Origin of the sequence: Falsiroseomonas sp. HW251 (assembly GCF_050563545.1) — a bacterium.
GTDB lineage: Bacteria > Pseudomonadota > Alphaproteobacteria > Acetobacterales > Acetobacteraceae > Falsiroseomonas.
Map to the genome: position 1 here is coordinate 75,091 of NZ_JBNXUM010000031.1, position 6,980 is coordinate 82,070.

Consider the following 6,980-nt stretch of genomic DNA (forward strand, 5'->3'; position numbering starts at 1 on the left):
GCGCACTCAGATCACCAGGATCTCCTCGTTGTCAAAGGCGGTGGAGCGCAGGATCGGGCCGCCCGCGGTGATCTCGTAGATGTCCTCGATGTGGTAGCCGAATTTGTCGGGCACGCGGTAGCGCGTCTCGCAGGTCGAGACCATGCCGACCTCATAGGGCGTGTCGTCGTGCGGGCCGAGGATCGGCTTCTCGTGCACGTTCAGCCCGATGGAATGGCCGTTATGGGCGTAGGGGAAGGGAATGCGGTGCTTTTCGTGCAGCTTCGTCGCCAGGGCGAAGGCCTGCCGGCCGGTGTTGCCGGGGCGCAGCATGTCGGCAACCGCGTGATGGATCTCCCGCAGGCGATTCCAGATGTCCTTATCCTCGTCGGTCAGCTTCCCGAGCTTCGCGGTGCGGCCGATGTTCGAAAAGTACTCGTGGTAGAAGCCGCCGACGTCGGCCTTCACGAGGTCGCCGGGCTTCACCTGGTAGAGCGACGGCGTCATGTGCGGGAAGCCGGTGTTGGGGCCAGCGTTGATGTGGGCGAAGGCGACCGCATCCGCGCCCTGGCGAAGGATTGCCGAGGATAGCCGCTCCATCATGCTCCGCTCGGTCTCGCCCTCGGCAATGGTCATGTATGTCGCCATCAGGGCCTTGCCGGTCTGGTTGTAGCCGCCGAACAGCGTGTCCATCTCGCGCCGCGTCTTGAACATCCGCGCGCGGGCGAAGAGCTCGTCACACGGCTCGAGCGTCAGGCCGGGCAGCCGGCCCTGCAACTTGCGCAGATAGCTGCCGGCGAGGTAGTCCAGTTCGGTCCCGACGCGGCCATTGGCGAGGCCGAGTTCCGTCAGTACATCGGCCAGCAGGTCGACCGGCGAGACCACGAATTCCTTGTAGGATCGGATGTCCTGCACCCAGCTGTTGGCCCGGACATAGCCTTCCTCCACCAGGCAGAGCACGAAGACCGGTGCGCGGCCCTTCGCCCAGACAACGATGGCGAGGCGGTCGCGGATGCTCTGCTGCGTGGAGATGTGGACGTCGGCCGTGTAGCGGACATTCTCGGGCGAAAGCGCGACGACGGCGTCGTAGGGGCTTTCGGCGATTAGGCGCTCGAGCAGGGGCAGGTTTCCAATGGCGTCCTGCATGGTCTTGGGCATGGTGCGCTGGTCTCGCTTCAGTTCAGCTCGGCCCGGGTGAGCCGGAGGATCGTGTCGGAACTCGGCCGCCAGCCTGTCAGGCGGCGGGACTTGCCGTTGATGCTGGGCAGGCCGAAGAGGAAGACCGACGGCGCTTCCTCGTTCAGTATTTCCATCATCCTGTGATAGGCCGCGAGTCGGCGGCTCTCGTCCACGGTGGAGCGCGCCTCGACGAAGAGGCGCTCGTATTCCTCGTTGGACCAGAACGCGCGCTGGCCGCCTCGGGTGAACCAGACCGTTGCGAAATCCGCATCGCCGAGGCTGAACCAGCCGACGAGATGGGCGGGACCCATGTCGCCGGCGGTGGCCTGCCGCGCCCAGACGCCGCCTTCCATCACGTTGACGGTCGCGCGCACGCCGACTTCCTGGAACATGCCGACGAGTGCGTTGGTGATGTCCACGTCGGAGAGGTAGCGGCCCGATCGCGTCGCGATGGTCGTGGTGAAGCCGCGGGGATAGCCGGCCTCCGCGAGCAGGCGGCGCGCCATGGCGGGGTCGTAGGGGCGCGGGCGGATATTGGGGTTGAAGCCGAAGGTGTTGGCGGTCAGCAACTGCCCCTGCAGCAGCGACCCCTGGCCGCCCAGGATCTGGTCTAGAATCTGCTGGCGGTCGACCGCATAGTCCATGGCCAGGCGCACCCGCCGGTCGTTGAAGGGCGGCTTGGTCGCATCGAACGTCAGCACCAGCCCGACGGAGGTCTCAACCGACGCAATCTCCGCCGCGCGGCTGTTGCGGACGCGCGGGATCAGGTCGATCGGGACTTCCTGGATGATGTGGGTCTCGCCCGCCAGCAGCGAGGCCACTCGGGTGGACGCCTCGGGGATCTGGCGCAAGAGCAGGCGCTCGATCCTCGGCGCACCGCCCCAGTAGTCGGCATTGGCGGTGAGTTCATAGCGGTCGCCGGCGACCCAGCGGGCGTAGCGCCAGGGGCCCGTTCCCATCGGCGGTCGTCCGGCGGGGCCGGATGTGCGGTAGTGCTGGCTCTCGATCGGGATGTCGGACAAGCCGTTGATTAGCGTGGGGAAGGGGGCGGCCGTCCTCACCTCGACCTCATGCGGGCCGATGATGCTGACGCTCTCGATCCCGGCTATGCGGTTGCGCGTGCCGTAGACGGACCTCGGGTCCAGCACGTAGTCGATCGTGCCTTTCACGTCCTCGGCGGTGAAGGGCGTGCCGTCATGGAAGCGCACATTTTCCCGCAGGCGGAAACGCCAGGTGCGGTCGTCCGCCGCGCGCCATTCCGTCGCTAGGCCCGGGATGACCTTACCGTCTTCGTCGCGCAGGAACATCGGGTCCATCGTCTGGAAGGACATGGTCAGCGAAGTGAAGCTGCTGAAGCCCGGCGTCAGTGAGTCCGGGAAGGCCGGGATGCCGACGACAAGCTGGCGCTGCTGCGCGATGGCCGGCGTGCCGGCGCTCGCCACGGCGGTAGCCGCGGCGAGGATGGATCGGCGCCTCATGGCGTCACGCCGCCACGATGAGGTCGCGCGGGCAGTTCGCGGTCCAGTGCTCGACGCCCTTGTCGGTCACCAGGAAGGTGTCCTCGGTGTGATGGCGCACGCCGTCGTGGTAGTAGCTATATTCGATGCAAACGACGGTGTCGGGCTCTAGCACCGTGCGGTTGACGCGGTTCATGCGGGGCTGCTCGTGGCTGCCGAGGCCGATGCCGTGGCCCACGAATTCGCGGGGAAAGTTGTTGAGGTAGCGGCTGATGTGGCTGTAGCCGCGCTCGAAGATCTCGCCGCCCGTCACGCCGGGCCTCAGCCACAGTCCGAGCTCCACCTGTACTTCGTTCAGCCGCTTCCAGATCTCCTGCTGGCGCTCGCTGGCTCCGCCGACGAAGTAGCTGCGCACGAAGTCGGCGGAGTAGCCCAGGACCTGCGCGCCCATGTCCACCTTCACGAAGTCGCCGCGCTGCATCACATAGCCCCGCGGGAACGGCGCATGCGCCGCGAAGGAGTTTGCCGCGCCGGCCGCGATGTTGATGAAGTTCACTGCCGTCGCGCCTTCTTGCAGAATGCGAATGGAGGCGGCCTTGTGCAGGTCCTCATCCGAGTTGCCGGGCTTGATCGCCGCACGGAAGCTTTCATGCGCCTTGACCGTGATCTCCGTCGCGCGCTTGAGCCGTCGGATCTCCTCCGGCGTCTTGACCATGCGAACCAGCTCCATCTCGAAGGAGATGTCGCGGAGCTCGTTGCCCTCCAGCAGCGTGTCCAGCTTCTGGCGGAAGCCGGAGGTCAGGTTTTCGCCTTCCGTGCCGACGCGCATGCCCTTGACGCCGCGCTCCTGCAGGATGGCGGACGCGGCGCCGAAGAAATCGTCGTAGAAGTGGACCTCGAGGTCGGTGAAGAACTCCGCCATGGCATAGGCGCGGACGTCCTCGATCCAGGTCTGCGTCATCGCGAGGTGCAGGTCCACTGCGGGCACGACGAAGGCCGGCTTCTTCGCGGGATCGCGGAAGTAGAAGGCGCAGAAGGGGCGGTAGCCGAGGTTGCCACCGTTGTGGAAGAACTCGCTGACGTATTTGCTGTTCTCGACCCCGCGCACGATGACGAGGTCGAGGCCCTCGCGCTCCATCATCGCGCGCATGCGGGGTTCGTTGAAGATCGTCGGGCTGCGCGGCATGCGTGACGTTTCCCTGGTTGCTTACTGGTCGAGGCGGAGGCCGGTCTGGCGCACGACCTCGCGCCATTTTGGGATCTCGGCGCTGATCAGCGCGCCGAGCTGTTCGGGCGTGCCGCCTACGGCGACGAAGGCTTGGCTGCGCAGGAAATCCTGCACGGCCGGCAGCGCGATGACGGCGGTGATCTCGGCGTGCAGCTTGCGGACGATGTCGGCGGGCACGCCTGCGGGCAGCAGGAGGGCCTGCCAGCTGTCCACCACGATGCCAGGCAGCACCTCTGCCATGGTCGGTACGTCGGGCGCGAAGGGCGAGCGCTCGGACGAGGTCACGGCCAGTGCGCGGACTTGACCGTCGCGGATGAAGGGCAGCGCGGCGGGCAGGGTCATGATGCCCCCCGTGATGTTGCCGGCGACGGTGTCCTGCACAGCCGGCCCTCCGCCGCGGTACGGGACATGCGTCATCGGGATGCCCGCCGCGTTCAGTTGCGCCACCGCCATGTGCCCGGGGGAGGCGGTCCCTGCCGAGCCGATGTTGATCTCCATCCGGCGCGACTTCGCGAGTTCCACGAATTCCGCGAAGGTCCTGGCCGGAACGGCGGGATGGATTACCAGCACCTGCGACAGCGTCGCGATCAGCGTCAGCGGGATCAGGTCGCGCAGCGGGTCGAAGGGCAGGTTGGCGTAGAGGCTCGGATTGACGGTCAGCGGCTCGCTCGCGATCAGGAGGGTGTAGCCGTCGGGCCGTGCCTTCGCCACGGCGTCGAAGCCGATATTGCCGCCGCCGCCGCTGCGGTTCTCCACCGCGACCTGCCAGCCTCGGCGCTCGCCGAGATGGCGGCCGATCAGGCGGGCGAGGATGTCTAGGCTGCCGCCCGGTGCCGAGGGCACGATCACCCGGATCGGGCGGGAGGGGAATTCCTCTGCCTCGGCGTGTCCGACGCCGAGCGCCAGGGCCACGCCCCACATGCCGCGTCGCGAGATGCGCATCGTCGCCCTCCTGCACATGCCGGATTGACCGCCGGCGATCTTCCGCCCGGCCATTCGTGTGCGAACAGGCCGAAAATCTCGGTGCTGGGCGATGCCGAAGTGGCATTGATGGCCGGCACTGCCGGCCATGGCGGCACACCGGCGGAGGGATGATCAAGCCGGCGGCATCGGCGGCCCCGTTACATCGAAGTTCAGCAAGAAAAAGCGTGCGCGTGATGCCGGCCTGGGATCATGCTGACCGGGGCAAGGAAGCGGGGAAAGGCTATGCTGAAGACCTCCCTCCGGTATTTCGAGGCGATCGTGCGGCTCGGTTCGATCCGCGCGGCGGCGCACCATCTACGCATCGCGCAATCGGCCGTCAGCCGCCAAGTGCAGAGCCTGGAGGAGGAAGTCGGCGCGCGGTTGTTCGAACGCAGCCGCCGCGGCGTGCAACTCACCCCGGCCGGGCTAACGCTGCGCGACTACGTGAAGGAGGCGAGCTTCCAGGCGGAGCGCCTGCGGTCGGAACTCGATGCGCTGCAGAATTTGCGCCGCGGCACGGTCCGGCTGCACGTCGCGGAGACCGCGATCCCGCATCTGGTGCCGGCCGCCATCGCCGATTTCCGTGCCGAGCATCCCGGCATCGCCTTTTGCGTCGTCGTCGCCAGCAGCGCCCAGGTCGTGGCCGCGCTGCGCGGGGGCGAGACCGACATCGGCATCGCCTTCGGCCGCAACGCGGAGCCGGAACTGCTGGTCATGGGCAGGGCGGCGGAGCCGCTCTGCGCCGTGATGTGCGCGAGTCATCCGTTGGCGACGCTGCCGAGCGTGACGATCCGTCAAACCCTGCAGTGGCCGATCGGCATCGCGCTGACCGGCGGCAGCACCCATGCGCTGGTCAGCGCGGCGCTGGCTTCATCCGGCTTGCGGCTGACGCCGGCGCTGGAAACGAATTCGATCGACCTGCTGCGGCGCTTCGCGCTCAACAGCGTCGGCATCACCTTCCTCCCGCGGCTGATGGTGGCCGGCGAGGAACCCGACGAGCGGCTGGCCATCGTTCCGGTGGAGGACGCGCCGCTGCGCGAGAGCCATGTCGAGGTGCTCGCGCTGCGCGGCCGATCCCTGCCGCTGGCGGCGGAGGCTTTCGCTGCGCATCTCGTGCGGCACCTTCACCGCGCCGTAGTGGCGCCGGAGCCGCCGAGCTCCGCGCGGGCGTCGCGCGGGTCTGGCACGCTGAGGCATTCCTCTGCTTGACGGATGGCGAGCGCTGCGGCCCGCTGGCCGACATGACCGTGCCGCCTCTTCTCGCCGCACCAGCGTAAGCAGGACGAGACGGCACGGAGGTCGCGCTTCGCGGTGATGGCCATAGCGGCGGCAGCGTGATGATGGTATCGCGGAAGATGTCGGCCAGCGTCTGTGTGTTGGCCGGCAGGACTGCGTACGAGCCGAGCTCGGCGGGGCAACCGCGATCTTCATCACCTCCAACAGCCCGGATTTCGTGAAGGCCGTGCGGATCTGCTCAGCGTGTTTTCCGCTTGCGACCAAGCTGTCGATTTCATCGGTCGGCCCGTTCAGCAGCACGCATTGAGCAGGCAGGCCCGGCCAGGGTCAACGGGCCCAGAGGCGGGCGGCGGCGAGGTGTAGTGCGGCGAGGTAGTTCCAGGCGAGCTTGTCGAGCATGGTCATCTCCTCTCCGCCGAAAGCCCGGCAGCCGCGGCGTGCCATGAGACTGGATGGGCCTACCCATTGGAGGGAACACAGAGCGGTGCAGAGGCGGGATGCGGGAATGCGGTAGCCTGCCCGCAGCCGACTAGCTCACCGCCAGATTGCGCCGGTACAGCAGCAACGGATCGAGCTGCTTCAGGGCGTCAGACGCCGCTCGGTCAGCTGTCGCACGCGCGAGGGTGCCAACCTCCGTCGGGGCGGCCAAGGCCGCCACCTGCACCTCTGGAAAGGAGGCTCGGCGGCGGTTGGCCCGAACTGCCAGTTCTGCTGGCCAGTGGCTACACGACGGAAAGCCTCGTCGCGGAGAGCGACTTTCCACTGCCGCACAAGCCATTCACCGCGCTCGAACTCATGACGGAGATCACAGCACTGCTTCCGAGATCGCCTTCCACCGCCTGAAATTTCCCGAGTACGACGCGAGAGCCGCGGCTTTGCTCGACTGACCCGCCGTGATTAAAGCATCGTGCCGTTAATCCGGTGCGTATCCTGCGGTG

At 67.3% G+C, this 6,980-nt stretch carries 6 protein-coding genes; 1 reads left to right on the forward strand and 5 read right to left on the reverse strand.

What is annotated here, in order from left to right:
• Positions 1–6 precede the first annotated feature (6 nt).
• Genes ACLF3M_RS28220 through ACLF3M_RS28235 form a run of 4 tightly spaced genes read right to left on the reverse strand, consistent with a single transcriptional unit; the run spans position 7 to position 4,785 of the window.
• The gene (locus tag ACLF3M_RS28220) at positions 7–1,137 is read right to left on the reverse strand and encodes a M24 family metallopeptidase (protein WP_430660341.1); all 1,131 of its coding nucleotides are present in this window, start codon (positions 1,135–1,137) and stop codon (positions 7–9) included.
• A 17-nt stretch (positions 1,138–1,154) separates the two neighbouring features.
• On the reverse strand, positions 1,155–2,636 hold the full coding sequence (locus ACLF3M_RS28225; protein ID WP_430660342.1) for an ABC transporter substrate-binding protein: 1,482 nt from the start codon (positions 2,634–2,636) through the stop codon (positions 1,155–1,157).
• 4 nt (positions 2,637–2,640) lie between these two features.
• Entirely contained in the window at positions 2,641–3,801 is a 1,161-nt protein-coding gene (locus tag ACLF3M_RS28230) for a M24 family metallopeptidase (protein WP_430660343.1), read from the reverse strand.
• A 21-nt stretch (positions 3,802–3,822) separates the two neighbouring features.
• Entirely contained in the window at positions 3,823–4,785 is a 963-nt protein-coding gene (locus ACLF3M_RS28235; protein WP_430660344.1) for a Bug family tripartite tricarboxylate transporter substrate binding protein, read from the reverse strand.
• Positions 4,786–5,049: 264 nt separating this feature from the next.
• On the opposite strand from ACLF3M_RS28235, the gene ACLF3M_RS28240 reads away from it, so the two are divergent.
• On the forward strand, positions 5,050–6,015 hold the full coding sequence (locus tag ACLF3M_RS28240) for a LysR family transcriptional regulator (RefSeq protein ID WP_430660345.1): 966 nt from the start codon (positions 5,050–5,052) through the stop codon (positions 6,013–6,015).
• A 749-nt stretch (positions 6,016–6,764) separates the two neighbouring features.
• On the opposite strand, the gene ACLF3M_RS28245 is transcribed toward ACLF3M_RS28240, so the two are convergent.
• The coding region (locus ACLF3M_RS28245; RefSeq protein WP_430660346.1) for a hypothetical protein at positions 6,765–6,980 on the reverse strand (216 nt) is incomplete at its 5' end.